Here is a 25,352-nt window from a genome sequence, read left to right on the forward strand (position 1 = left end):
AAAATTTGCTTGTACTGTCAAGCGCGATTTATTTCAGGTTCAGAGGGTTTTATTCCAATCAATGAACTGTTCACCCGGCACCCTTTGGCAATTGGGACAGAAGAAGGAATCATGACCCAAAACATTTGCCCTGCGTATGGTGGTTCCGCAGCGAGGACAGGGTTCATTCTTTCGATTCCGAACTTTTACATGATCTCGGACCTTAAAATCCAGAGGTGCCTGTTTTTTACGGATATAATCTATAGAATCGTTTAAGACGGATTTGATACTCTGATAGAGTTGGATCTTTTCTTCTTCCGAAAGTTTATTGCATGGAGTTTTGGGATGGATCTTAGAATCAAAAAGTACCTCGTCAGCGTATGCATTTCCTAACGCACTCAGTTTGGTTTGGTCCATGAGAAAAACCCGGGTTTGCTGACGATTCTTCTCTATTCTTTTTAAAAATTCTTCTTGGGTAAAGTTTTCGGAAAGAAGATCCACTCCTTGGTCAGTAAACTTTGGGATCTGGGAGAAGTATTCAGGCTCAGTAAAATACACCTTTCCCATATGCACATCGTCTGCATAATTCAGAATCTTATTTTGGAATTTAATCCGAATCGCCAGGTCCTTCTTCTTATATTTTGGATCTAAGGAAAATTTTCCCGCGAGCATCGGATGAATGACTATATTTTTGGAGCCGAATTTAAAATTCAAAAACGGTCCGGTTCTCTCCAAACTTTCGAATATAGAACCTATAAATGAGGTTTCTGATTTTCCACCGCTAAGATTGCGAACCACAAGAGGATCTAAGATCTCTATCTCTTGGATTATCTCACCTGGAAGTTCTTTTAAAAGACGCTCTCGAATGACTACCAGATCCGGAAGTTCGGGCATAATATTTCCCTATTTCTTTTTACGACTAGGAAGGTATTTATAGTATTCCACTTCTATTGTATTAATTAAGAAAGTATAATATTTAACGAGTTTTTTATCGTATTTTTTCTTTTGGGCTTCGTTTCTTAAGAACTCTGAGATTTGGTCTCGAATCAATGGAGCCTTTAAATCGGTATGACTCAAAATGATAGTGCTCGGCATTCCTACCGGAACGATCTCATCAGGTATCGCAATTGTAGCCGAGTTTTGTAGAAGTGCGTATTCGACAGTGGATGCTACCTTATCATCGTCGGATTCGGTTCTAAGATGAGCTACTGATTGGCGAATATTGTCTATATTGTCCCAGATTTTTTTGCGCATAGACTTGGAATCATGGATCTTATCCTGGATCTTAGTGAATCTGTTTGGGAATACAAAACGTTCTGCACCTTTTGCGATCAGACTTACTTTCTTTTCTTTTGGGCTTTCTGCCTTTCCGAAATGTTCATCTGCATCGTCGTCATCACCGCTCGGATAATAATCGCTTACGGTCGAGATTCCGGAATAACTCGCAGCAAACCCTCCACCACCTCCGGAAGATCTAGGAACTCCACCTGGACCAATATCGGATTTTTCTTTGTCTCTAAAGAATACGGCAAGTAGTCCACCGATCACAAGACCCACAGGAAGTCCGACCAGGATCACACCTGCAGCATTAAAATGAACGCTTGCAATTAAGAAGAATAACATGGTTCCGACGAAGCCCAGAAGACCCATGGAAAGATTGACCTTCTTAGCAAGTGCCTCACTTTTCTGGCGATCTTCTACTTCTCTTTCCATGAGAGCTGCATCTTGTTGTAATTTTACTACGTAATCCGCCTTGAGCATGGAATTGAGCGCAGGGTTCTTGGAACTGAGTAAAGAAGCGTGGATCTCTTTTGCAATCGTGAGCTCCTTTTCTGCGGCTGGGCTTATTTTTGCATCAGCAGTTAACTTGTGTAAAACAGCAGCCATATAACCCGGATCGACTACGTATACCTCGGTGGTACCGTCTTCTCTTTTGATTTCTTTCAAACCGAATTTAGTTTTTAGATCTGCAACGATCTCATTCGTATATTTGGAAACGAGTTCAGAATCGGTAATACCCACAGCATCCAAACGTTTTTCAGGTATAAATCTATATAAGGTCAGATTGTTTTGAGAGTGTTCTTTGGCCTGGATATTCAAACGGTTCTTCAAACTTTTGAAGGCACCTTCTATCTTTCTCTCACTTAAAAGAGCTTTTTCTTGGATTAATTTTCGGATGACTCGAACGGATTGTTGGCATGTCTCCGCGACTCTTTTTCCGAGATCATCTTTTTCTTTATCGAAAGGAAAATCTTCGACAAGTTGAATGAGTGCTTCTACCTTTTCACTGTTTTGCTTTTTGCCAGGTTCTGCATTTCCATGTAGAGTTTCAAAGTCTTGGATACGTGCACGGAACAAATTATAACCAGCTCTCTCAGCAAGTTGTTTTAGATAAGTAAGAGCGAAGACTTCTAAGGCGTCGCTTTGTGCTCTATAATGTGCAATCACTTCTGGTTGATTTACATAAGTTCCATCAGGATTGAGTTGTAAATCATCCAAGATCAAATGATAGTCCGGAAGAATTTCGACTACTGCTCCTTTGTTCTTTGCATAATTTGCAAAGTCCGCTAAGAAATCATTCATCGGAATATAACTATAAGGTTGGAATCCTCTTCTGAGAAGACTTGCCATCTCGGATTGTAAAGAAGCAAGTTTAGGATATAACCAAATCTGCCCACTTTTGTTTTTATGAAGAAGCATCGCTCCAGGACGATCTTCTTCCAATGCTCTCGGTTTTTTTGCTCTATTATTTAAGATGAGGTCAATCGTTTCTTCTGAAAAAGAAAAACATGCCTTTCTGAAAGGAGTTACGTCAGTCTTTGCTTCTTTTTGAGGAGAAGCGATTGAGATCCTAGCCAAAACTTTGTTTCCGTTGCGGACTAAGAATGGATAGATTAGAGCTGATTTGTTTCTTCCCCTCTTTTCTAAATCCATCAATTGGCGAAGGGCCATATCGACAGAAGGAGGAGACTTTGCTTGCTCGCTTAAGTTCCTATATTTGTTAAGAAGTTCCCCTAGTTTATCTAGGGTTAGAAGATAAGATGGATGAACACTTTTAGAGCCGTGCTTTTCGGTCTTTTTATGCCAGTCTCTAAGTTCGTCTAGAATACAACGAGCAGTGGCAGAAAGTCCAACAGCTCCATCGTTTAAGAAGATATAGTCCGGTGCCAGGGCCTCTAGATCGGGGGCCTTGTTTTGATTGGAAGCTAGCTCCTCGAAGGATATTTCCTGCTCCAACGTTTCCATGTTTTGCACCGTACCGGAACAACAATCCGAGTTAGGAAATTTTCTATCGTTTCCTTCCGACCAGGATCTCTAACGGAAAGAGAGAATGAAACAATTTTATTCCACTCCAAATCCGCTGAAATTAGATCGGATCAATCCGTACAAGTACTTAGAATTTCGCCTATTTTTCGTATCCCTTCTTGGATTTCCGAATCTTCTCTGGCAAAACTAATACGAACAGAGTCTTCACCGTAACTATCTCCAGAATTAGTAACAGGATAGAAATATTTCCCTGGTACGATAATGACCCCGTTTTCTTTCAATAGTGGATAAATTTCGGAAATTTTTTTGCGAAGTCCTGCAAATTGGACCCAAAGAAAGAAGGCACCTTCGCTTTCATGGATTCTGAATTTTAATTTGCCCCTCCATTCTCTTCGAATAGAAGAAAGTGCAAGTTCCCTTTTTTTGAGGTAATACGGCTTTACTATGTCTCGAGAGAGTTTGAGCCACTCTCCGGATTTTACAAATTCCAAAGCTATATATTGACCCAGATTTCCTCCGGCCAAATTCAGAACCGCATTCGCTTTATTTAATGCTTTTATAATTTCAGGATCTCCTAAAACAAAACCTGTTCTTACACCAGGTAGACCTATTTTAGAAAAACTGAAACTTTGGATCATTCCTTCCGAATGAAATAATTTCTCATCCGAAAAAACGATCCCTGGAAAAGGAAATCCGTAAGCGTTATCCAACAAGAATGGAATGTTCTTGCTTCTCGCGAACTTAAGTATTTGTTCTAATTCTTCCTTCTTCGCAACTCTTCCTGTTGGATTTGTAGGCCGGGACATGACCACACATCCAAGATTTTCGTTTATAGTATCAAAAGAAGAAGGATCCAACTCGTAGCGAAATCCATCCTCTCCCGTAACAATTTCTTTGCCTAAAGAATAAGAGAATGAATCAGGATCAATCGGTTGGTCCAAGTAACCTATATATTCGGGTAAAACCGGTAAGAATATTTTTTTGAAAGTTCCGTCCTCGAATCTTCCCGAATAAAAATTAAGTAAAAGATAAAACGCGTTTTGAGAACCGCTTGTGATAGCAATCTGATCCTTGGAGATAGATGTTCCAGTTTCCGAACTTAAGAGGGAAGCAAGTATTTCTAATGTTTCCTCTTTACCACTAGGAGTTTCATACTTTCCAAGGATTGAATCCCAAGCACCGGACTCCGAAAACTGGCTTAGGATCTTTCTCCAAACTTCTTCCACTTCCGGGATTAAGGCAGGGCTACCTCCCCCCAACATAGAGACCCCGGGAGAAAGATTACCTAGGTCCTCCATCAATTGGCCAATCCCCGTTTGGTTACGGAATTTGGCTCCGAATTTGGAAAAAATGAAATCTTGGCCCATAAGGTTATTCCACTTTTCTTTTTGCAAAACTGCCGAAAAGATAATCTAAGAGAGGAAGGAATTTTTTTCTATTCTCCTAACAACCTCTCCGGAGAGACCGATGCAAACGTTCGATTCCATCGATGATACCGATATATTGGATCCGAATACCTTGGATCTTCAGACCTACTTGGAAAAATTTCCTTGGGAGGAAAAATGGACCTCTTTAGGAGAACCCATTGAAAAACTTTGGAAATTCGACTTGGAAGTTTCTCCCCAAGAAGTTTGGCCTTGGCTGATAGATACTTCTTCTTTTAATAAAAGAATAGAAATCCCTGAAATGAAATTTCAGGAGATTAACGGACGACTCTTTGGAAAGTCCAAAAACGCTGGAATCCCGATGGAATGGGAAGAAGTTCCTTGGGAATGGGAATACTGCAAACAACTCAATAATGCACGGATCTATTCCAAAGGGTTCGCATATTACGTAAGAACAAGATATCTTATCTATCCATTGGGAGAAAGTTCTACAAGATTATTCGTGTACTTTGGTTGGATTCCAAAAGGTTGGTTCGGAAAAAATCTTTTAAAGATAGGAATGAGCCAACTCGGAAAGACCTATACAAAAGGTTTAAAAGGTGTTGTAGAGGATGTAATCAAAACAAGATCTTATAGTTGGTTAGGGCCAAGTGCGTTAAGCGTAATCAAAGAATCCAAATCGGAAAAAAATCCTGTCTTCCCTGCGAGAATGCAACAGATCCGAGTAGGATATATCAGAGAAGGACAATCCAGAGAATTAGTTGATAAAGTTTTAAATTATATCTTGGATGCGGACGAATCGGATCTGTATAGGATCAGGATCAAATCCTTATCCAAGGCTTGGAAAATTCCTGAAAAAGACCTACTGCTCGTATTTTTACACGGATGCAGATTGGGATTATTCACAATGAGTTGGGACGTTGTATGTCCTCATTGTAGAGGAGTTAGAACGGAAGCACAACATTTAGGAGATCTTCCTACAAAAGATACTTGCGAAGTTTGCGAGATACAATTCGAAGCAAATCAGCTGAATTCTATCGAGATCACTTTCCATGTACATCCTTCTATCCGAGAAGTGCAAAAAAGAATGTTCTGCGCCGCGGAACCGGCCACCAAAAGTCATATCCGATTCCAAAAATATTTGGATTCGGGAGAAACATACAATTCCAAACTTCTACTTTCTCCCGGAGTTTATAGACTGAGAGTAAACGGAGAAAAAAATTACTCTCTATTGGAGATCAAAGAAGAAGTCCCTAATGAAACCCTGGTTTGGAAAACGAATGAAATCCCGGAACAGCTAGAGATCGCGGACCATCCTAAATTAGTTTTAGAAAATCTTTCTTCTTCCCGAAAGGGTTTCGTGATCGAAGAAAGAAAAGAAGATCAGGACTGTCTTAGGCCTACAGACTTATTCAACTTTCAGGACTTCAGAGATCTATTTTCGCAAGAAGCACTTTCCACTGATCTTCAATTAGATATTGGAATGCAGACGATCTTATTCACTGATATTGTAGGCTCTACAAAATTCTATTATAATAAAGGTGACTCCGGTGCATTCTCCGAAGTCAGATATCATTTCGTAGAAGTTTATAAAGTGGTAAGAGAATTCCAAGGCGCAGTGGTCAAAACGATCGGAGACGCAGTAATGGCTGCCTTCCCTTCTCCCAGCGCAGCGGTAGAAGCTTCCGTAAGACTCCAGGAATTTTTCTCCGAAGAAAATACCGAAACTCCAATTCGTATACGGATTAGTTTACATACTGGGCCTTGTCTAGCGGTAAACCTGAATAGCAATATAGATTATTTCGGAAACACTGTAAACTTTGCAGCAAAATTGCAAGCCATCGCCGATGGAGGAGATGTAGTATTCTCTGAAGCCGTATTTAGAGATAAACAAATCCGCCACTTGATGACAGAAAAAGGTTGGAAAGTAAAAAGAGTAAAATTCCACCAAAGCTGGATCGATGAAGAAACTCAGGCTTATAAATTAGTTTTTAGTGGTTTACCTTCTGCAGAAGAATCCAAATAAAAACAGATTTGCAAGTACGTCAGTAAATCAGATAATACCCGAACGATAGGGAAAACATGATCTTTAAAATAGTCTCTCTTCTTTTAGCTGCTTATTTCATTTTCGCGGGCGCAGTTCAATATAATGATCCAGATCCACTTCACTGGATGTTATTGTATTTTACTTCTTCTTTAGCATGTATACTTGCTGCACTCGGTAAAGACAAACTTCCTTTATTGTATGCGATCATTGGTATGGCCGGGATCGAGATTGCAGCCACCATCGATGGATTCTTTGACTGGTTGAGAACAGGAAACGAAAATCTTATCACCGCAAAGATGACTGACGAAAAACCTTATATAGAACTAGGAAGAGAGTTTTTAGGAGCATTGATCAGTCTTGTCGTCATTATTTGGCTTTGGTATAGAAAGCGTCCTAAAAATTCTAAATAATTCATTACTCATGTCATCCATTCCCAAATTTACCAAAAAGAAAAAAGGCAAAGCTCTGATCATAGAGGGTGGAGGAATGAGAGGTTCCTTCGCAGGTGGAGTGCTATCCTCCATGGCGCCTAATTATCCCCCAAACAAATTCGATCTAATCGTTGCAGTCTCTTCCGGTTCTTGTTCCTCCGCGTATTATGTTACTGAATCCAATCCTTCTTCGGAAGAGATTGAAAGAGCATTGGATATTTGGAGAAAAGAATTAGCCGGAAATCATCTCATTTCTTTTTGGAATCTGTTTCGAGGTAAAAGAATATTAGATCAAGATTATTTAATAGATCGTATTTTCCAAGAGAAGGTGCCCATCAAAGCAGAAGTGCTAAAACAAAAAAAGACGGTGCCTTTTTATATTGTAGTCAGTAATTTTAAGACCTTAGAGCCCGAATATATAAGAGCTACGTCTCAAAATCTTTTTCCGCTTCTAAGAGCAGCGACTTCTTTACCAATTGCAACCAAAGGGTATGGCCTTTTGGAAAACTCAAAATATACAGATGGTGGAGTTTTAGATCCGATTCCAGTTGAAGCTGTATTGTCTGCTGGTTATAAAGATATTACGGTCATTCTTACAAAACCTATGGATTTTAGATTAACTCCCACAAATCCTTTGTTGGGAAGTTTGGCATTTCCTAAGTTTCCTGAAATGGGAAAGGCATTTATAGAACAAAGATACCGCCGTTATAACCGAGCTATGGAAATCCTGAATGATCCACCGAAAGGGATCCGTTTTGAGATTATAGCTCCCGAAAAAACTCTTCCTGCGGGAAGAATGACTACAAATGCAAATCTATTGAGCGAAAACGTTCGCTTAGGAATAGAACTGGGAAGAAAGGTTTTTCCTAAATAAAATTCTCCCAGGCGGTCCAATTTCAAAGACCTCGTTTGATATAAAAATAGCAAAAGAGGTTTTATGAAACGTATCTTATTCTGGTCGATTCTGACCATTCTCCTATTGATCCCATTATTTATGAGCTTTGGGATTTGGTCCGCAAGCAATCAGTTATTATTTCCTGTCTGGCGAGATAACCAGAACTTCTCCACTTGTAGTCCTGAAACCCAAAAACATTGGGGAGTATCCTGCGGAAATTTAAGAAATTCCAGCAAGTTCCGATTCGAAGAACTTAAGATACCATCCATAAATGGATTTGATCTTCCTACATGGAAAATCGGCACCCTCGAAAATGGAAATGGCAAAGCAAGAGGTACGATCTTTTTAGTGCACGGAGGAGGAAGTGATAGAAGAGAAATGACAAAACATATCGGTTTCTTTTTAAAAAGAGGACTGGATGTTTACAGTTTCGATTTCGGCTGCCATGGAGAAGCAAGATGTTTAATCCCAGGACTGAGTTATGGTTATAGAGAATCCAAAGATGTATTGTCCATGTACCATTATCTTTCAGAAAGATACGATCGAATCTACGCGTTGGGAAGTTCCGTGGGAGCTTCTTCCATTCTGATCTCTTTGCCTGAGATGCCAAAACTTTCGGGAGTAATCGCAGAAAATCCAATGTATAATTTCGAAAGATTAATCTTAGAATCTCCAGCTGCCCCCAAAGATATCCCTGCTTGGCTTTCTTATCTTTTGATTCGACTTACAATACTTAGAGGAAAATTTGAAACTATCCCAAGTCCTGCAAGTTCTCTATCTAATACCAAGCTTGTGCCTATCTTATTCATTCATGGCAAAGAAGATCAGGTAGTTCCTTTCCGACAAAGCCAAGACTTAGCGAATATTTATAATGGCCCGAGCGAAGTTTGGCTCTTAGAAAAAGGAGAACATGGAGCCGCGAGAGATAAAGATCCAAGCGAGTATGAAAGAAGGGTCGCCGGATTTTTGGATAAATTGAAATAATTACAATGGAGACGCCGGGGTTCGAACCCGGGTCCTATTGTGCCTTAATGGGGCCTCTACATGTTTGTCTTATGTTTTAAATCTCGAAAGGCCTTAGCCCACAAGCAGGCGTGTCCTTCCTATTCGATCCAAATACTCTTTAAATCGTGAACCGAAAACCGATCTAAAAAGTCTCCCGTTTAAGGCAGAAGAAAAACCACCGGGAGAGTAAGCCTTTCTTCCGTAGTAGCGATTAAGCTGCTAGTGCTAATTCGTTGTTAGCGTTTAAAGTTTTGAAGGTTTTTAAGAGGCCCCTCACCCCTACATGCCACCACATCTTAACTACAACAGTCGAAACCTAATTCGTCCCCGTAGATTTAATGGTTAGACTAAAAATCCGTTGAGCTGGGTAGGAAAGCAAGAAAAAGTAGAACAGTTGGTGTTCCTATTTTGAAAATTTTCATTCTTATGGTTTCGATTTTATTATTCTATTGCGGAACTTCTTCTTCCCCGAAAGTCAAAAATCCAAGTCTTGAGATTTCCGGCTCCAAATTACCACTCCGTGAATTGCAGGACGGGCTATATGCGATCCTACTAGGAAAATCATTCTACCCGAACCGGCTCACAAATTCGGACATACGGGATGGCGAGTCTGAGATCGTATTTTTGTTCTATCTCATAAAATTAGAGAAACGTTATATTCTGATCGATACAGGAACTTCTTCTATATCTAATCCGGATATTACGATCCATAATTGGATCTCTCCGGATAAAATTTTAGGATCTGCTGGGATTAAACCTGGAATGATTGGAGAGATTATTCTCACTCATTTTCATTCGGATCATTCAGGGGGAATCGGCCTTTTTCCAAATGCAAAAATTTACGTTACTCCTGAGGATTGGGATGCGTTAAAAAAAACAAATCGATCCGTAAACTCGAAACTTGTCGCCAAAGAAAGGTCGAAAAAGGTCCAATTCGTAAACTCCAGTTTAGAAGTTTTTCAAAATTTTCGGATCTTATTAACCGGAGGACATACCCAAGGTTCGATTGCAGTAGAATGGTTGGTTTCTTCAGGTAAAAAATTTCTGATCACGGGTGACGAATGTTATTGGATAGAATTTTGTAAACAAGGTCAGGGACTTTCTTCGGAGGCAACCTTCTCTCTTTCCAATAATAAAGAATTTTTAGATTATGTATCCGTTCTATCTTCGAGCGGAACAAAAGTTTTAACTATGCATGACCCTAACATTTTATCTTTGGGAGAAGAAGTTTTTCCGAGGATCTATAAGGTGGATTAAAAAAAATCCCCCGGAGTTGAACCCGAGGGATTTTCTACAGCACAAATTAGAATCTAAGTTTTTATTTATAAACTTTATCGATTCTCTTTTGGTATTTTTCAGTGATCACGTGTCTTTTCATTTTGAGTAGGTTAGTCAATTCGTCTCCTATCTCAAAAGGTTTCTGAGCAAGCACCACATGTTGGATCAATTCGAAAGATTTGAATCCGTGTTTAGTGCTATTGTATTCTCTGATTTCCTTTTTGTAAAAATCGATAACCTTAGAGTTGTCGATCAGATCCTTGATATCCTTAGCTTGGATACCATTCTGAGCCAACCAAGGTTGTAGAACTTCTAGATCCGGAACGATAATTGCTCCTAGAACTTTTTGGTCCTGACCGAATACCATGGATTGTTTGATATAAGGAGATTCGTCCATGCGGTTTTCGATTGGAACCGGCTCAACGTTTTCTCCACCTAACAATACGACAGTTTCTTTTGCTCTTCCTGTAAGAGTCAGAGTATGCTTATAGTTAATGAACCCGATATCTCCAGTGTTCAACCATCCGTCCACAATAGTCTTCTTAGTGGTTTCAGGATTTTTGTAATATCCTTTCATCACTTGAGGTCCTTTGATATGAACGATTCCTTTTACTCCTAACTTACCGGCAAGAATCTGTCTTTCATCGTTGATATGAGTCAGCACGTTTCCATGATCGTCTCTCAATTGAAGTTCAGTTTTTGGAACGATATACCCTACGGAACCGATAATCGGATGATCGTAATGGCGCACAGAGATCACAGGAGCACTTTCTGTCATTCCGTAACCTTCTAACACTAAAAGCCCGATATCGTTGAAGAAATTATCTACGTGGCGTTGTAAAGCTCCACCACCGGATAAGGTTCCTCTCAGACGTCCACCAGTTGCTTGCCGGATTTTGGAAAGAACGATAGTATCCAAAGTTTTGAAGTTAAAGATTAGCCCTAAAATCGCGATTGTAAGCAGAACTGGCGCTAAGAATGCCAACTCAGGCTTGTACATCTTGATATAAGAATATCCAACCGCACTGATTAAAGAAATCGTAAATGGCCCAAACAGAATCACCTGAGCAATTGCCTTAACCGCAAGTGCTAAAGATTGGAAGATATTACGGTTTTCGTAATCCACTTCTTTTCCGGTTAAGAAACGAACCCCTGCGTTATAGTTCTTAGAGAACAGATAAGCGGTATTGAACAAAAACTTACGAACCGGAGGAGTTTGTTTAGGATCGTTAATTTTATTATAGATCCCTGTATAAATACTTTCCCAAACCCTTGGAGCGGAAGCCATAAAAGAAGGTCTGGCTTTTGCCAGGTCATTTCTTAGGTCGGCAACCTTAGTATAGAAAGTAGAAATTCCAAGAGAGATCGCAGAGTATTCTACCACTCTTTCAAAGATATGCCATACAGGTAGAATTGACAACATACTATCGTCATCGCGAATAATTGATTTTTTTAGGATCAGAGGAACTACATACTCCATCTGGTGAGCCATATTGGAATGCATTAGCATTACACCTTTAGGCATTCCCGTTGTTCCAGAAGTATAGATCAGAGTGAAGAGATCATCCGGTTTAATACCTTCGATCCTTTTTTCAGTTTTATGTCCACCTTTAGATCTTAACTCTTTTCCAGTTTCAATCAGATCATAAAGATGCAAAACGCCTTTCGCTTTTGTTTTGCTATCTTTATCCATAATGATGACGGTTTCAACGCCTTTCAATTTGGCTTTGTTTTTAACAAACTTCTCATACATCTTATCGTTTTCTAGGAAAACTACAGAAGCTTCCGAGTGAGTTAAGATATATTCCATCTCGGAATCGGTTACGTCAGTTCCTCTAGGAACGTTTGCACAACCGGAGAGTAAAACTCCCGCATCAACGATGATCCATTCCAGACGGTTATCCGCTAACACTCCGATATGTTCGCGGGCCTTCACACCTAAATCTATTAATGCCTCTGATAAACAGAGACCTAGATCTACTAATTGTTTAAAGCTAGTCGATTGATATTCTTTATTTTCATCTTTCGACCAAAACGCCGGTCTGTCCCCATAAGACTCAGAAGCCTTAAGGTACATGTCTGCTAAATTCTTGTACATTGGAGTTATTCCTTTGAAGAAGGGATATATTACGCTTATCTCAATAAAGCGCGTTTACGTTAATGTGAGAAGACGACCCGTCAACTAAATTTTAGAATAACTCAAAGCGTAGGTGCAGTGCAAAATCGAAGAAGAGAAGAGTAAAAAGAGAAAACTCCGCTCGAGAGGACCTCGAACGGAGTGAGAAAGGAAAAATATTACTGTTGTTCCTCGCCAGCGCCTTCTTCAGCAGGAGCAGGTGTAGAATCAGACTTGGTTCCTTCTTCTTTTCCTTTTTTGGAATCTTTCTTATGCTTCTTGTGGTGTTTTTTCTTACCTTTTTTCTTCTTAGCTTTCTTTTCTTTTTTCTCAGCTTTCGAAGCACCAGCATCTTCAGTCTTTGCAGGAGCATCGCCGGTGGTCTCTTGTGCGCTTACTCCGGTGAAACCGAAAAGAGCGATTGCAGACACAAGAAGGGTAACAAGAATTTTTTTGAATAGGTTCATTATGATCTTCCTATAGAAACTTTGGTTTGTGTCGTAATTTTATTGTTCTGCGAGGCAAATCAAATCCATTTTACATAAAAATTAGATTTCATCCGCGGGAGGGACCCATTTGTTCGGGATTGCTACAGCAAGTGACAAACGGTCCAAAAATTTATCCTTAGGGATCTCATAAGCTCCTAAATTCAAAGTGACCGGGTTCATTTGCTGGGTATCGAATAATGTAAAGCCGTCCTTCTTCAATGCTTCAAATAGAAAATAGAGCCCGATCTTCCCAAAGTCAGGTAAAAAGGAGAACATAGACTCTCCGGCAAAAAATTTACCGATAGCTACACCATATACTCCACCACCTAACCGTCCGTTTTCGTCCCAGACCTCGATACTGTGAGCATAACCTTCCTTATGAAAGTTGGTAAAACCTCGTAGAAAGTTTTCCGTTATCCAAGTTTGCTCTTCCGTTCTGAATGCACAGCATCGCATAACTTGTTCAAATGCACGATTAAAAGTGACAGTAAACTTTTTTTGGCGAATTCTTCGATGAACCCTGGAACTAATATGAAGAACATTTAGGTCAAAGATAGCCCTCGGATCCAAAGAAAACCAAAGTAAAGGTTTATCCGCCCAAGGAAAGATCCCGTGAGTATAAGCATATAGAAGGCGATCCGATTTTAGATCTCCACCGATGCCCACAACTTCTTCTACAGAACGTCTAGGATCCGCAAAAAAATCGGAAAAATCCCGGATAGGAGAATACTGACTTTGTCTGGGGTTTTCCATTTATTCCAACAGAAGAGGGTATGATTCTTGGACCGAGTATATCTGACCGTTCGCTCCGCTGCGACTAGAAAATAAATGGAATTCCGACACAGGAACTATGTCGGCTTGGAATTGGGAGAATTCATTCAAATAAAGATCCAAACGTTTTTCCGGGGTCCTTTTGAATCTTCCGATCGTTATATGAGGTCGATAATCCCTTTTATCAATGGAGAAACCTTCCCTCCTAAGAGTGGATTCCAAAACTTTTTGTAACCTTTTCAATTCTTCAGAGAGTGTCACACCCACATATAAAATTTCTGGAAATTTATTCCCAAAGAAACCTACTCCTTTGATCTCTAAAGAAAAACTTTTTTCAGACACCTGACTGCAAATTTCCGAAACTCTTTCAATCTCTTCCTGATTTAACTCACCCAGGAATACCAAGGTAGTATGGAAATTTTCCGCTGAAACCCAGCGAATCTCTTCTAACCCAAAACAGATTTTTTCCAGATCGGATTTTACAGCATCAGGAAGAGCCAGTCCTAAAAAACTTCTCATTCGAAATCCACCCCAGAAACTCTTCTAACTCCTCTGAGGGAATTTACCAAAATGATCTTGGATGCAAGGCTTAGGTCCTGTTTAGAAATTTTCTTTTCCTTTGCTTTCAATTTTCGGATCCATTGTTTCCGAGCCACTCCGGGAAGAATTCCTTCTTCCAAAGAAGGAGTAATCCATTCCCTATTTAAAAAAAGAAAGATAGAATGAATGGATCCTTCTGTTAGATAACCTTCTGTGTTTGTATAAATCTGATCCAGATAACCTTTAGAAGTCGCGGATGTATAACCTTCCGAAAAAATTTCTCTGATATTTGTTTTATGATAAAAGAACCGATTTTTTTTATTTGTAGAAGTTCCGCTAAATAGAACCTTCCCCTCTTTGGGGCCCGAATGATATTCGGAAACTTCGGATTGAAATTTTCCATCCTGCAAAAGAACAATCTTCACTCTATAGTTTTTGTCGGAAGAAATAGTACCTGCAATTTCGTTAATTGCGGATTCCCATCCTTCCTCTTGCCAAACGAATCCGAACTCTTTCGCAGATAATTTCATTCTATCTTTATGATCTTTTAAAAAATAGATCTTCTTTCTTTTACAGATCGCAGTTGTGAAAATGTGAAAATTCTCTTTTGTATCGTTCAGAAATTTTGCTTTGGACCAACATTCTTCCCATTCTGCATTCGCATCGGAGCCGATAGTAATTCCGGAACCTACGCCCATTCTTCCTTTTTTTTGACCCCTTGAGTCTTGTAAAAACTCAAGAGTGCGGATCGCAATGGAAGAGATTTCTTTTTGAGGAGACAGATAAAATATTCCGCCCGTATAAACTCCTCTCTTTTTTTCCAAACTTCGAATGATATCCGAAGATCGTTTTTTAGGAGCCCCAGTGATTGAACCTCCCGGAAATAATGCCTCCAAAATATCAGTCCATTTTATATCCGAAGAAAGTTCAGAACGTATCTCGCTAGTCATTTGGAAAACAGTGGGATATTCTTCGATGGAAAAAAGTTTAGAAACTTCTACAGAGCCAGGTAAAGAGATCCTTCCCAAATCGTTGCGAAGAAGATCCGTGATCATCAAATTTTCCGCTCTGTCCTTTTCTGAATTGGAAAGTTCCAATTTCAATTTTTGGTCTTCTCCGAAATCTTTTCCTCTGGGTCTGGTTCCTTTCATTGGAACAGTTCTAATCTGATTGGAAATTTTTTCCCAAAACAGTTCCGGAGAAAAAGAGAGAATATCTCTTTGTTCCGAAATAGAATCTCCGGTATGGATCCAAGCTTCGTAGGGAACAGGCTGCTTTTTTCTGAGCTCGAAAAATAATCTTCCAAGAGAACCTTGGAATTCTATATGCAAGGGAAATGTAAAATTGACCTGATAGATATCACCTTCATAGAGAAAGTTTCGAATTTTACGAAAAATCTCTTCGTATTCTTTACGATCTATTCCGGATCTGATCTCAGCAGAATATCCTTTGTCTTTAAATTTGGATTCCCATTCCGAAATTTCAGCGGAAGCCAAGATTTTTGGCTCAGAAAAAATCCCGAACCAAAAAAGAGGATCTTCCGAAACTTCTTCCATATTGTCAGGATTTAAAAACAAATCGCCTGTCTCGTAGGAGATCCAACCTGCTGCATAGTACCCTTGAGAGACTTTGTTTTGAATTTCTAAGAAGAATTTCCTTGCTTCACTTCGTCGATTAGTAGTAAGAATCTCTTTCGGCTCTGTTAGAACTAGACGTCCCTCTGTAGAGAAACCTTCTCCTAAATAAATAAAGGGTTTCCTGGAGTTTTGAAATAGATCGGAAATCATCGGGAAAGGTCTTAAAACCTTATTCTCAGCTGCTTCCGAATCCTAAAAGCGAAATGAAGAAGATTCTAAGATTAATGTTATCTCGATCCCTAAAATTCATCCAAACCGCCGCCAAATTTTTTCTGGTAACTTCCGTGTATTTCCTTTTGGGAAAATTCGGAGAATCCTTCGGGACATTTTCGGATTATGCCTCCCCGATCTGGCCCGCATCCGGCTGGGGGTTGGTCACTCCTTTATTATTCGGAAGAGTTTCCTTTTTCGGAATCTTTGCAGGTTCCTTTTTATATAACTGCCAGATTCGACATGAAGACCTACCTGGACAGGATCTGAGCGTTTATTTTTTGGTAGCAGTGCTCATTGCTAGTGGAAGTACTCTGCAATCATTCACAGGGGCTTACTTATACAAAAAATTTATTCCCGGATTAGATCTTACTAAGAGCACAACTTTCGTTCTTAGATTTCTTTGGATAGAAACATTAGTTTGTATTATCGCTGCAACGATCGCATGTTCGGGGCTTCTACTTTTAGGTTTCCTAGATTTAGATTCACTTTTTCCAAGTTGGATCATTTGGTGGATGGGAGATTCTTTAGGAGTTTTCGTATACTTCCCATTTTTCTTAAGTTGGTTAGGCCCAGGAGTCGCAAGATTCCAGGTACACTCATGGAAAGAAAGTGTGGGACTAGTCTCCTTCTTAATTTTATTAGGAGGAGGGATCTTTTACTTCTTTAGCGTTAACCAAGTCCCTGCATATTTTCCACTTTCTTATCTACTGATCGCAGTCATTTCTCTTGTTTCGCTTAGATTCGGAGGAAGAGAATCTTCCCTTATTCTTATAATCGTTTCTATTCTATCAATCTTAGGTACCGCACAAGGTCATGCTTACAATTTTCCAACTTCAAAAGAAGTTTCCCTTCTTCTTTTGCAAAGTTTTCTGTCTGCGATTTCAATCGCCTCTCTTCTCGCTTTATCAGTTGTGAAGGAAAGAGTAGATGCAGAAGATGAGATCTTCATCTCACATAAACGTTTGGAAAAACTGATCGCAGAAAGGACCCAAGAGTTGGATCGTTCTTATCGCTATTTAGGAGCAAGCGAAGCGATCTATAAAGGTTTATTCGAGAATGTTCCCATTGCAATCTTGGAATGTGATTATTCTGAAGTAAAAAGAATGTTGGGCGAATTGCCAGAGATGTCCAGAAAGGATTTCACAAAATTCCTAAAATCAAATCCGAAATTCGTTTCAGAATGTTATGAAACAGTAAGAGTAGTGGACGCTAATAAAGAATCAGTTCGATTGTTCGAAGCAAGTTCAAAGGAAGAAGTTTTATTCCTCGCTAGAAACTTTTTTAGAAAAGGAAATGATCATTATTTCAAAAAACTTCTGACCCGAATTCATTTTGGAGCAAGAGTTCTTCATACGGAAGTTACATTGTCCACCTGCAATGGAAAACAATTCGAAGCATCCATTCGCTGGTCCTTGGCACCGGAATTCGAAGAAACATTTTCCTCTACGATAATCACTGTTGTAGAAATCACCGATAAAAAACAGGCAGAGAGACAGCTAAAATCTTCCTTAAAGGAAAAGGAAGTTATGCTAAAAGAGATCCATCATAGAGTGAAAAACAATCTACAGGTGATCTCCAGCTTATTCAATCTTCAATCCGAATACGAGAACGATCCTAAAATCCACGAGGCATTTACCGAAAGCCAAAACAGGATCCAAACCATGGCATTGATTCATGATGAGTTGTACCAATCTAACGATCTAGGAAATGTAGAATTTTCAGGATATTCCAGAAGGCTTGCGGAGAAGATCAGAAGCGCTTACAAAATAGGAGCGGAAACAAGAGTTGAGGTGATATCCAATCCCATTCATTTGGAGATTAGCATCGCAATTCCCCTTGGGCTTGCGCTGAATGAACTACTCACAAATTCTTTCAAATATGCATTTCCGCATAATTTTTCTCCTTCCGATGAAAGACCTAGAATCCAAGTTAAACTGCAAAAAAAAGAGAAGTTAATTACATTAGAAGTCTCGGACAACGGAGTCGGCTTACCGAATGAATTGAATCCTATTGCGGCCCATTCTTTCGGTTTAACCTTGGTTCAGGTTCTAACCAAACAGTTGAAAGGAAAATTGGATTTCTCCAGTACCAAAGATCAGGGCGCCAGTTTCCAAATCCGTTTTGAACTTCCAAATTAGGAAAATTCCTTGCGGACTAGTTCTCCAAATCGGAGTAAGGAAAACATGAGAACAAAGCCTCCTAGTCCGATCGCCAATAGGGCAGAAGCAAGAAGAGAACAGATCCTGGAAGCAGCATTGGATGTATTCTCCGAAAAGGGATACCATGAGGCAGGGATCGCGGATATAGCGGGAAAATTAAATATAGGTCATGGCACTTGTTATCGTTATTTTAAGAATAAATTAGATATCCTACATGCTTTAGTGGACCGCATTCTTCTCGGATTATTAGAAGTAGTGCGTAAAGAAAGTCCTGAAAAATCAAATACGATTGAAGAATACAGAAATCAGATCGAAAATATAGGCTGGGAGCTATTCCAACTTTTCAGTAAAGATCCCAGACAGGCAAAGATCGTTTTTTTCGAAGCAATGGCCTTGGATGAAACCGTAAAAAGGAAAGTACAACTCGGAATAGATAAAAGCGCAAGGCTCACCGAGTTGTATTTGAAGAACGGTGTGAAAAAAGGATTTTTGAGAAAGGAATTAGACACTCGTATCGCTTCGCAAGCGGTCAACGCAATGATGTTCGAAGGAATAAGGATCAATTTATCTTCCAAAGTGGATTCTAAATTTGCAAAACGTTGGCTGGAAGAAATGCCCACCCTTATGTTAGAAGGAATGGGCAAACGTTAAATTTTACTTTTACAAAGTAAGGAACTGCACTAGATCTTTCGCTGTTATATCCGGGATTTCTTCCATAGGAATATGACCTGCACCTTCATAAGTAATGAACTTAGAATTCTGAAGATCTTTAGTCCAATTTTGGGCATATTCTAATTTCAACCAATGATCTTCTTTTCCCCACATGACCAATGTAGGAGTTTTTACAAATTTGATCCCATCTGAAACTTTTGGATCAGTAAACTTCTCTCTTGCCGTCCTGAAGAAATAATTATAAGCCTGTCTGTTTCCTTCTCTTCTGGAAAGATCCACATATCTGGTTTTGATCTCAGGCGTAATTTTAGAAGAATCTCCATACACCTCATCCACACTTTTTTCCACCATGAAACTTGGGAGCATATGGCGTGCAAAAGGACTAACGATTGGATTACTTCCTAAGGCGATCATAGGAGGCATAGGTTGTGCATACCCGGCCGCATCTATCAATACCAATTTTTGGACTTTATTAGGATATTTTAATACGTAATTCCAGGAAATATAACCGCCCATTGAATTTCCCACAAGATAGAAAGAATCCACTTTTAGATATTCCAAAAATTTGTTCAGTACTTCTACACCTTCTTCCAAATTCAACTTTTCGAGATCTTCCGGAGGACCGGTGAGACCATGACCAGGAAGATCTATACGGATAACTCTATAACGAGATTTTAATAACTCCGCCCATGCATCCCATGTATGCAAAGAAGAGCAGACCCCATGCAATAGTATAATTACAGGACCTTGGCCCTCGTCTCTGTAATGGATGTTCAGATCCCCGATCGGAGCAAACTTGGACTCTGAGTTCGCATACTTCGCTTTCAAATCCTCTAAAGGTTCGGAACCGATCCCTAAAAATCTACAATCAAGTAGAAAGATGAGAAGTAACATTAAGCTTATTGTTGTTCTTTTCATAATTTCCCTGTTTAATGAAAATTCCCACCCAATCGAAACGACAGATATGTCATTTCTGCCCTAAAGTAAAACATGTTTTTCTTTGAAATTTTTCTGTTTCCCCTATTGACAAAAACTGAATGACATGTCATTCTTATATTCAATAAAGGTGAGGAGAGTTCAATCCAATGGTTCAAGTGGATGTTTTTTGGGCCTACGGCCTGGGAGCCGGTTACGCAATGGCCGCAGCTCGCCAAATTAAAAAATTGCAGTCAGGAGAGACTACACCAGGTTCTCTTCCTTCCATAAAAAAAGAAGAGAAGAGTAAGGTCCCATTTTGGAAGAATACCTACTTCATCTCTAACCTTCTTTATTTAGGTTTATTATTCGCTCCGTCGGGCTTGTATCTGGTCTGGCAATTTACTAGCTGGGAGACAATGCACGCGGGAGACAAAACCATGCCGGGTTGGTTGGTAGCTTTATTCGGTTTAACGAATATTTCTCAAGGGATCTTAGGTTTCTGGGTAGTTTGGGAATTAATAAAAGCGGGAAAAAATTTCTTAGCTTATTTACAGGTTCCTGCGGGATATTTCGGAATGTTCTTCATTCTAGTTCATGGATGGGATGGAACCGGATACAAAAGATTCTTTTCAGAATCTGTGGAACAATTCCAAACAAACTGGACTTGGGGAACTGCAATCAACTGGCTAACATCGGATGTTGCGATCACATTGTATACGATGGGTGTGATCTTAATTCCAGTCCTGATCGTTTCACTTCTAAAAATCGAAAAAGAAGGTTGGGAATTAGGAGGCTCCGGAGAATTCTCCGTCAGAAAATCTCCTTCCGGTTTTGCATCCACAATTGCATTTTTAGCAACTGTGTTCGTAGGTGCATTAGGATTTGCGATTATCTCTAGTATAATACTACACCAACTAGGGTGGATCCTTGGAGCAATTGTTTCCACTTTAGTGATTTATACTTTAGGAATTTCTAAATTTGGATTATTCCCGATTCTATATAAGAATGTTCTACAGTCAGAACCTGAAACAAGCGGCAAACTACAAAGTGTTCGTTCTGCAGCTTAAATTCTAAGATTCGTCTTCTTTAGAACCGTTCAAATTTTTGGCTCTGTTGGATTAATCCCCCAGAGCTTTTTTGTATTCTGCAATTAGAAGATCCGGGTTTTCTCTTCCGATGGAGATTCGGATCAGACTTGGATCCAATCCGACTTCTCGTAAAAAACCTCTTCCAGCTTCTGTAGATACTAGTTCATAATGTGCTAAATACATGTATAACATGTTCAGAGTGAATTCTGTTCCGAAACTTGGTCCTTTTAACAATCTTAAAGAATTATAAAACGGTTCCAAAGGAACTCCAGGCTCGATTGTGATCACTCCGCAATGCAGATTTTTATCTCTTGCGATCTTGGAAAAATTTCCGTGGTTTTCTTCGGAACCACTCCAATGAACAGCTTTGATCTTAGGGTGATTTGAGAAGAAGTTTGCAAGTATTGCAGCATTTCTTCCGATCTCCTTAACTCTTTCAATATAACCTTCTAATTCGAAGGACATACGTTCACAGTCCCTAATATAAGGAGTTTCCAAAAACTCAGGAGAATCTTTTTTTAATATCTCAAAATAAGGAGAAGAAGGATTCAAAAATAAAGCGCCCATCATTACATCCGCATGTCCGGATGCAAACTTGGTCAAACTCTCTACAATTACATCTGCATATGGAGAAAGATCCACAACCGCGGAACCTGCGACTGAAATATCCGCAACCAAGGGAATTCCGTATTTTTCCAAAAGTTTTTTGAGTTCAGGATAATCCGGTACTTGGATGAGAGGATTTGTAGGAGATTCAGTAAGAATTGCCGCTACTCTATGACCTTCTTTAGAAAGGAATTCTTCCAATTCTTTTAGATCGACCACGTCGTGAAATATATGAGAACCTCTAGAATATTTTTCTAATATTCTAATATTATCTACGTATAACCATCCGAGCCTGAGCCAGATGTCTTTTCCTTCTTCTGCACGAACCTTATCTAATGCTCTAAAAGCAGCATACACTGCGTTCATTCCGGAAGTTGCCAGATACACTTGCAGGTTTTTGCCCGGATACAAAGAGGATAATGATCCTTCTACCTTTTCATAAGGTTTTTCTCTTCTGGACTCTTCCTTGTATATGGAATCTATAAGTCCTTTTTTGAATAAGTAATCTTCTGCTTTCCGAGAAGATAATAAACATCCAGTATGTTGAATGAAGGACAATATCTTGGATTCGTTTTCTTTCTGAGAAGGAACAGTTAAAGTGATGATACCTTCGTCTTCTAGGATTCTCGCTCCTTCTATCTTAAAAAAAGAAACGATATGATCAGCTGCTTTGCGAGAGTTTACGATAAACTGAGGACCATCCACCCCGTTAGTCTCTCGGTTATAATCTAAAATTTTTTCTATATAAGCATGAGCTACAAATCGGGGATATCCCGCTTTTAATCTGGAAAGAGTTTCCGTTCTTTTTTCTTCGTATCCGATCACATCAGCGACTTCCGGAAGGCTCATAGAAACCGCATGTATGTTTTCAAATGGTATTCTTTCCCCGCAGATTCTTCGATGCGGTTCTTCTATCTCTAGTATCATACTCTGATTACCATCGCAAAATTTTAGGCAGAAACATCAACTTTATTCGGTTGGACGAACAGAAGTCTAAAATGGTTCTAATTTGCCTGTGAATTTGCGAGGCGCTTGACTCTGTCTTCTTCTGTTAAGGCGTTGATCAGGTCGTCCAGATCTCCTTCCATTATAGCAGAAAGATTATGACTAGTAAATCCGATCCTATGATCTGTACATCTTCCTTGTGGAAAATTATAAGTTCGTATTCTTTCGGATCTGTCTCCTGAACCAACCATCTGTTTTTTTAGAGCATCAGCTGCGGCCTTTTTTTCTTCCGCCTGTTTTTCTAATATCCTAGCACTCAAGATCCTCATTGCCTTTGCTTTGTTCTTGTGCTGGGATTTTTCATCCTGACATGCAACTGCGATCCCAGTTGGAATGTGAGTGATACGAACTGCAGAGTCAGTGGTGTTAACGTGCTGTCCACCAGACCCGGAAGAACGATACACATCTACTCTCAGATCGTTTTCGTTGATATTGATTTCTGATTCTTCCGCTTCAGGTAAAACTGCAACTGTCACTGCGCTTGTGTGGATCCTGCCTCCGGACTCAGTTGCCGGAATTCTCTGTACTCTATGAGTTCCCGCTTCGAATTTAAAAAGATCGTAAGCCTTATCATTTTCCATTGCGAAGATGATCTCTTTTAATCCACCAATCCCAGTAGGAGAAGAATCTATAATCTCATGACGGATGCCTTGTTTATCCGCATACTTGGTATACATTCTGAACAGGTCGGATACGAATAGCCCCGCTTCTTCTCCGCCGGTCCCTGCTCTTATCTCAAGCAGTATATTTTTACCGGAATTCGGATCGGGAGGAAGAAGCAGGATTTCCAACTCCTTCTCCAAACTTTCTATCCTTTCTTCGGCTTCTTTGCGCTCTTCTTCATACATGGAGCGCATATCCCCGTCTTTTTCGGTTTTTAAAAGTTCTTCGGCGTCTTTTTTATTCTGAATTAATTTTTGGTATTCGGTAATTTTATCGAATAAGGGCGTGAGTCGGGAACGTTCCTTATAAAGTCGTTTTAAATCATCCGGATTGGACGCGGTCGTGAGTTCGTCCGATATTTTGAGGTATTTTTGTTGTATTTTTTCTAGTCTATCTAACATAGAAACCGTATCCCATTGCCTTGGTACCTTACTCCTCTACATGGAAAACTACAATTCGATTCTTTCAGCAGTTTCCGATCAGATACTGAATCTTTTATCCGGTCTTCATTCCTATCGTAGCCCCTATGCTAAAACCATAGGATCTCCAAATGAGCTCATCCAAGAGCTGACCCAAAAATCTTCCCTCCAAACAGGTGCGGCGAGTGCAGCTCTTGCCCTCCCTCAAGGACGTTTGGGGCTTGTTACCTTGGCTCCCGAAATTATTTTAGTCTTAAGACTCCAAGGTAAATTAGTAAAAGACATCGCGGCTTTATATGGAAAAGAGCATCAGGTGACTTCGGAACTTATGGCTTATTGTTTATTCAAGGACAAGACCTCATTCTTTAGGAATGTTCTAAAAGATGCCGGAGCCAGAGTTTTGATCCGGCCAATGGCTTGGAACCTTCTGCAAGAAGCGACCTATCAAATCGCAAAAGGTCTCATCAAAGGGAAGAAGTTCTCAAGACCTAAAAATGGATTTTGGCTGCCGATTTTCGGATCCTTACTATCAGGAGGATATTCCTTTTTGGAAACTAGGAATGTAGCCTCCAGAGCTCAGAAATTATTTTCTAAAGATATTATTAGCGTCCAGTCGGACGAGCCTTGGGCTGAGGAAACTGCCTGAACTCAAAATTTAAGTCCTATCGAATGATCAGAGTCTTATCTTTCATATTGCTAGTTTTTCTTTCCTGGAATTGCAAAAGTAAACAGGAAAGTTTAATAGAAGAAATCCAAGAATTACTGGAAGAGCAGAGTTACGAAAAAGCTTCCGGTATGTTAAAGGATTATCTGGTAAAACCTAAATCCGACGACGAAGTTCTTTCTTCTGAAAAACCGGAAACTCCTAGAATAGTCGAACTCTCTTATGACAGAAAAAGATTAATCTATCTAGAAGATAGTAAACTAAATTGGAGAGACGCAAGCGATGGATCCAACGGTTCCAAAAGTTTGGACGAAGTTCCAGCTTCTCTTGCAGTTTCATTAAACGCAAACTTTGCACTGGCAGAATATCCGATGACAAACGGTTGTCGTTTGTTCGCTATTTCATTAAAAAATAATGATCTTCTATATGAATCAGGCGCACAAATCTCTTGTAGGAATAGAGGTGGGATCTCAGACGATGGTTCTAAAATTTACTACTTCGTAGACAACCAACTCTATGAAGAAAAAACAGTAGAGCCTAGAACTCCTAAGTTGGTCGTCTCTAAAGAAAAAATCACTCCACCTTTTGCTGGACTCAAAGCTAGATTCTTTTTATATCCGATCGGAAAAGATTTTTTACTCTTCTCCGGAAACGCTGGCTCTTACTATTTATACTATTTCCAACCTGAAAAAAAATCAGTAGAGAAAATAGACCAAGAAGTCATCAGTCCATTGATCTATTATGGAACAGGAGATTCCGCATATTATTTAGGCGGCTCCATCGGTAGACTTCATTTAAGAAGATTACAACTCGGAAAAGGTAAACCTTCTAGCAGTAAACTATTTACAATTAGCCGAAAAGAGATCAATCCTTGGAAACTTCCAGGTAAGAACGAATTCGTTTCAAATTATTCAGGCAAAGTACATCTTTGGGGTCCTTCTCGCAAAAGCCAGGTTCTACCTTTACTTTGCGAAAGGATCTGGCTTGTGGATCAAAACAAAGTGCTTTGCGAGAATGAAAAGGGCGGATTGTATCTAACCAATTTGGATTTTCCGGAAGAAGACTGGAGAATTCTCAAATTGTACGAAGAAGCCAGAGACAAATAA

The 25,352-nt window shown here is 39.7% G+C and carries 21 protein-coding genes and 1 other RNA gene; 10 read left to right on the forward strand and 12 right to left on the reverse strand.

Features of this window, described 5'->3' with window-relative positions:
• Positions 1 to 39: 39 nt before the first annotated feature.
• The 3 genes from CH365_RS05685 to CH365_RS05695 all read right to left on the reverse strand — a co-directional run bounded on the left by CH365_RS05685 (position 40) and on the right by CH365_RS05695 (position 4,613).
• Positions 40 to 873: a DNA-formamidopyrimidine glycosylase family protein gene (locus CH365_RS05685; RefSeq protein ID WP_100767631.1), complete on the reverse strand. Its 834-nt coding sequence runs from the start codon at positions 871 to 873 to the stop codon at positions 40 to 42.
• 9 nt (positions 874 to 882) lie between these two features.
• Positions 883 to 3,225: a hypothetical protein gene (locus CH365_RS05690; protein WP_100767632.1), complete on the reverse strand. Its 2,343-nt coding sequence runs from the start codon at positions 3,223 to 3,225 to the stop codon at positions 883 to 885.
• Positions 3,226 to 3,356: 131 nt separating this feature from the next.
• Positions 3,357 to 4,613 carry a pyridoxal phosphate-dependent aminotransferase gene (locus tag CH365_RS05695; protein ID WP_100767633.1) on the reverse strand — a complete coding sequence of 419 codons (1,257 nt, stop codon included), beginning with the start codon at positions 4,611 to 4,613 and terminating at the stop codon, positions 3,357 to 3,359.
• Positions 4,614 to 4,713: 100 nt separating this feature from the next.
• On the opposite strand from CH365_RS05695, the gene CH365_RS05700 reads away from it, so the two are divergent.
• The 4 genes from CH365_RS05700 to CH365_RS05715 all read left to right on the forward strand — a co-directional run bounded on the left by CH365_RS05700 (position 4,714) and on the right by CH365_RS05715 (position 8,988).
• Positions 4,714 to 6,657 carry an adenylate/guanylate cyclase domain-containing protein gene (locus CH365_RS05700; protein ID WP_100767634.1) on the forward strand — a complete coding sequence of 648 codons (1,944 nt, stop codon included), beginning with the start codon at positions 4,714 to 4,716 and terminating at the stop codon, positions 6,655 to 6,657.
• Between the two features lie 56 nt (positions 6,658 to 6,713).
• Entirely contained in the window at positions 6,714 to 7,088 is a 375-nt protein-coding gene (locus CH365_RS05705; RefSeq protein WP_100767635.1) for a transmembrane 220 family protein, read from the forward strand.
• Positions 7,089 to 7,098: 10 nt separating this feature from the next.
• On the forward strand, positions 7,099 to 7,983 hold the full coding sequence (locus CH365_RS05710) for a patatin-like phospholipase family protein (protein WP_100767636.1): 885 nt from the start codon (positions 7,099 to 7,101) through the stop codon (positions 7,981 to 7,983).
• Positions 7,984 to 8,046: 63 nt separating this feature from the next.
• Positions 8,047 to 8,988: an alpha/beta hydrolase gene (locus CH365_RS05715; protein ID WP_100767637.1), complete on the forward strand. Its 942-nt coding sequence runs from the start codon at positions 8,047 to 8,049 to the stop codon at positions 8,986 to 8,988.
• Positions 8,989 to 8,991: 3 nt separating this feature from the next.
• Here the strand turns inward: CH365_RS05715 and ssrA are convergent.
• Positions 8,992 to 9,338, reverse strand: a transfer-messenger RNA (tmRNA) gene (gene ssrA / locus CH365_RS05720).
• A 97-nt stretch (positions 9,339 to 9,435) separates the two neighbouring features.
• Between ssrA and CH365_RS05725 the strand changes: the two genes are divergently transcribed.
• Positions 9,436 to 10,266 carry an MBL fold metallo-hydrolase gene (locus CH365_RS05725; RefSeq protein WP_244282999.1) on the forward strand — a complete coding sequence of 277 codons (831 nt, stop codon included), beginning with the start codon at positions 9,436 to 9,438 and terminating at the stop codon, positions 10,264 to 10,266.
• A gap of 61 nt (positions 10,267 to 10,327) precedes the next feature.
• Here the strand turns inward: CH365_RS05725 and CH365_RS05730 are convergent, their stop codons facing one another.
• The 5 genes from CH365_RS05730 to pabB all read right to left on the reverse strand — a co-directional run bounded on the left by CH365_RS05730 (position 10,328) and on the right by pabB (position 15,989).
• Entirely contained in the window at positions 10,328 to 12,385 is a 2,058-nt protein-coding gene (locus tag CH365_RS05730; protein WP_100767639.1) for an AMP-dependent synthetase/ligase, read from the reverse strand.
• 197 nt (positions 12,386 to 12,582) lie between these two features.
• Positions 12,583 to 12,870, reverse strand: coding sequence for a hypothetical protein (locus CH365_RS05735; protein WP_100722490.1), 288 nt, complete (start codon positions 12,868 to 12,870; stop codon positions 12,583 to 12,585).
• An 81-nt stretch (positions 12,871 to 12,951) separates the two neighbouring features.
• Positions 12,952 to 13,611: a leucyl/phenylalanyl-tRNA--protein transferase gene (aat, locus tag CH365_RS05740; RefSeq protein ID WP_165782579.1), complete on the reverse strand. Its 660-nt coding sequence runs from the start codon at positions 13,609 to 13,611 to the stop codon at positions 12,952 to 12,954.
• 33 nt (positions 13,612 to 13,644) lie between these two features.
• Positions 13,645 to 14,181 carry an RNA 2',3'-cyclic phosphodiesterase gene (gene thpR / locus CH365_RS05745; protein WP_100767641.1) on the reverse strand — a complete coding sequence of 179 codons (537 nt, stop codon included), beginning with the start codon at positions 14,179 to 14,181 and terminating at the stop codon, positions 13,645 to 13,647.
• Positions 14,178 to 15,989, reverse strand: coding sequence for an aminodeoxychorismate synthase component I (pabB, locus tag CH365_RS05750; protein ID WP_100767642.1), 1,812 nt, complete (start codon positions 15,987 to 15,989; stop codon positions 14,178 to 14,180). The genes thpR and pabB overlap by 4 nt, the downstream gene beginning before the upstream one ends.
• Positions 15,990 to 16,063: 74 nt before the next feature.
• Between pabB and CH365_RS05755 the strand changes: the two genes are divergently transcribed.
• Together CH365_RS05755 and CH365_RS05760 are read left to right on the forward strand one after the other, a co-directional pair.
• On the forward strand, positions 16,064 to 18,190 hold the full coding sequence (locus tag CH365_RS05755; RefSeq protein ID WP_244283002.1) for a histidine kinase dimerization/phosphoacceptor domain -containing protein: 2,127 nt from the start codon (positions 16,064 to 16,066) through the stop codon (positions 18,188 to 18,190).
• A gap of 45 nt (positions 18,191 to 18,235) precedes the next feature.
• Positions 18,236 to 18,862, forward strand: coding sequence for a TetR/AcrR family transcriptional regulator (locus CH365_RS05760; protein WP_100767644.1), 627 nt, complete (start codon positions 18,236 to 18,238; stop codon positions 18,860 to 18,862).
• A 9-nt stretch (positions 18,863 to 18,871) separates the two neighbouring features.
• Here CH365_RS05760 and CH365_RS05765 read toward each other — a convergent pair whose 3' ends face one another.
• Positions 18,872 to 19,801: an alpha/beta fold hydrolase gene (locus CH365_RS05765; protein WP_244283003.1), complete on the reverse strand. Its 930-nt coding sequence runs from the start codon at positions 19,799 to 19,801 to the stop codon at positions 18,872 to 18,874.
• A 167-nt stretch (positions 19,802 to 19,968) separates the two neighbouring features.
• Between CH365_RS05765 and CH365_RS05770 the strand changes: the two genes are divergently transcribed.
• Positions 19,969 to 20,868: a hypothetical protein gene (locus CH365_RS05770; protein WP_100767646.1), complete on the forward strand. Its 900-nt coding sequence runs from the start codon at positions 19,969 to 19,971 to the stop codon at positions 20,866 to 20,868.
• 51 nt (positions 20,869 to 20,919) lie between these two features.
• Here the strand turns inward: CH365_RS05770 and CH365_RS05775 are convergent, their stop codons facing one another.
• Both CH365_RS05775 and prfA read right to left on the reverse strand, forming a co-directional pair.
• Entirely contained in the window at positions 20,920 to 22,422 is a 1,503-nt protein-coding gene (locus CH365_RS05775) for an aminotransferase class I/II-fold pyridoxal phosphate-dependent enzyme (RefSeq protein ID WP_100767647.1), read from the reverse strand.
• Positions 22,423 to 22,499: 77 nt separating this feature from the next.
• Positions 22,500 to 23,564 (reverse strand): peptide chain release factor 1, encoded by a 1,065-nt coding sequence (prfA, locus tag CH365_RS05780; RefSeq protein ID WP_100704773.1) that lies wholly within the window; start codon positions 23,562 to 23,564, stop codon positions 22,500 to 22,502.
• Positions 23,565 to 23,604: 40 nt separating this feature from the next.
• Between prfA and CH365_RS05785 the strand changes: the two genes are divergently transcribed.
• Together CH365_RS05785 and CH365_RS05790 are read left to right on the forward strand one after the other, a co-directional pair.
• Positions 23,605 to 24,228 (forward strand): hypothetical protein, encoded by a 624-nt coding sequence (locus CH365_RS05785; RefSeq protein WP_100767648.1) that lies wholly within the window; start codon positions 23,605 to 23,607, stop codon positions 24,226 to 24,228.
• Between the two features lie 23 nt (positions 24,229 to 24,251).
• Complete coding sequence (locus tag CH365_RS05790) at positions 24,252 to 25,352, forward strand: hypothetical protein (protein WP_100767649.1); 1,101 nt, start codon at positions 24,252 to 24,254, stop codon at positions 25,350 to 25,352.

Origin of the sequence: Leptospira neocaledonica (genome assembly GCF_002812205.1) — a bacterium.
GTDB classification, from domain to species: Bacteria; Spirochaetota; Leptospiria; order Leptospirales; family Leptospiraceae; genus Leptospira_B; species Leptospira_B neocaledonica.

What these genes read in the sequence shown, in the direction of transcription:
- CH365_RS05700 (WP_100767634.1), top strand. Translation starts at nt 4,714, where the DNA reads ATGCAAACGTTCGATTCCATCGATGATACCGATATATTGGATCCGAAT.
- CH365_RS05765 (WP_244283003.1), bottom strand. Translation starts at nt 19,801, where the DNA reads ATGAAAAGAACAACAATAAGCTTAATGTTACTTCTCATCTTTCTACTT.
- CH365_RS05715 (WP_100767637.1), top strand. Translation starts at nt 8,047, where the DNA reads ATGAAACGTATCTTATTCTGGTCGATTCTGACCATTCTCCTATTGATC.
- CH365_RS05705 (WP_100767635.1), top strand. Translation starts at nt 6,714, where the DNA reads ATGATCTTTAAAATAGTCTCTCTTCTTTTAGCTGCTTATTTCATTTTC.
- CH365_RS05735 (WP_100722490.1), bottom strand. Translation starts at nt 12,870, where the DNA reads ATGAACCTATTCAAAAAAATTCTTGTTACCCTTCTTGTGTCTGCAATC.
- prfA (WP_100704773.1), bottom strand. Translation starts at nt 23,564, where the DNA reads ATGTTAGATAGACTAGAAAAAATACAACAAAAATACCTCAAAATATCG.
- thpR (WP_100767641.1), bottom strand. Translation starts at nt 14,181, where the DNA reads ATGAGAAGTTTTTTAGGACTGGCTCTTCCTGATGCTGTAAAATCCGAT.
- CH365_RS05785 (WP_100767648.1), top strand. Translation starts at nt 23,605, where the DNA reads ATGGAAAACTACAATTCGATTCTTTCAGCAGTTTCCGATCAGATACTG.
- CH365_RS05725 (WP_244282999.1), top strand. Translation starts at nt 9,436, where the DNA reads ATGGTTTCGATTTTATTATTCTATTGCGGAACTTCTTCTTCCCCGAAA.
- pabB (WP_100767642.1), bottom strand. Translation starts at nt 15,989, where the DNA reads ATGATTTCCGATCTATTTCAAAACTCCAGGAAACCCTTTATTTATTTA.
- CH365_RS05695 (WP_100767633.1), bottom strand. Translation starts at nt 4,613, where the DNA reads ATGGGCCAAGATTTCATTTTTTCCAAATTCGGAGCCAAATTCCGTAAC.
- CH365_RS05760 (WP_100767644.1), top strand. Translation starts at nt 18,236, where the DNA reads ATGAGAACAAAGCCTCCTAGTCCGATCGCCAATAGGGCAGAAGCAAGA.
- CH365_RS05690 (WP_100767632.1), bottom strand. Translation starts at nt 3,225, where the DNA reads ATGGAAACGTTGGAGCAGGAAATATCCTTCGAGGAGCTAGCTTCCAAT.
- CH365_RS05775 (WP_100767647.1), bottom strand. Translation starts at nt 22,422, where the DNA reads ATGATACTAGAGATAGAAGAACCGCATCGAAGAATCTGCGGGGAAAGA.
- CH365_RS05710 (WP_100767636.1), top strand. Translation starts at nt 7,099, where the DNA reads ATGTCATCCATTCCCAAATTTACCAAAAAGAAAAAAGGCAAAGCTCTG.
- CH365_RS05685 (WP_100767631.1), bottom strand. Translation starts at nt 873, where the DNA reads ATGCCCGAACTTCCGGATCTGGTAGTCATTCGAGAGCGTCTTTTAAAA.
- CH365_RS05755 (WP_244283002.1), top strand. Translation starts at nt 16,064, where the DNA reads ATGTTATCTCGATCCCTAAAATTCATCCAAACCGCCGCCAAATTTTTT.
- CH365_RS05790 (WP_100767649.1), top strand. Translation starts at nt 24,252, where the DNA reads ATGATCAGAGTCTTATCTTTCATATTGCTAGTTTTTCTTTCCTGGAAT.
- CH365_RS05770 (WP_100767646.1), top strand. Translation starts at nt 19,969, where the DNA reads ATGGTTCAAGTGGATGTTTTTTGGGCCTACGGCCTGGGAGCCGGTTAC.
- CH365_RS05730 (WP_100767639.1), bottom strand. Translation starts at nt 12,385, where the DNA reads ATGTACAAGAATTTAGCAGACATGTACCTTAAGGCTTCTGAGTCTTAT.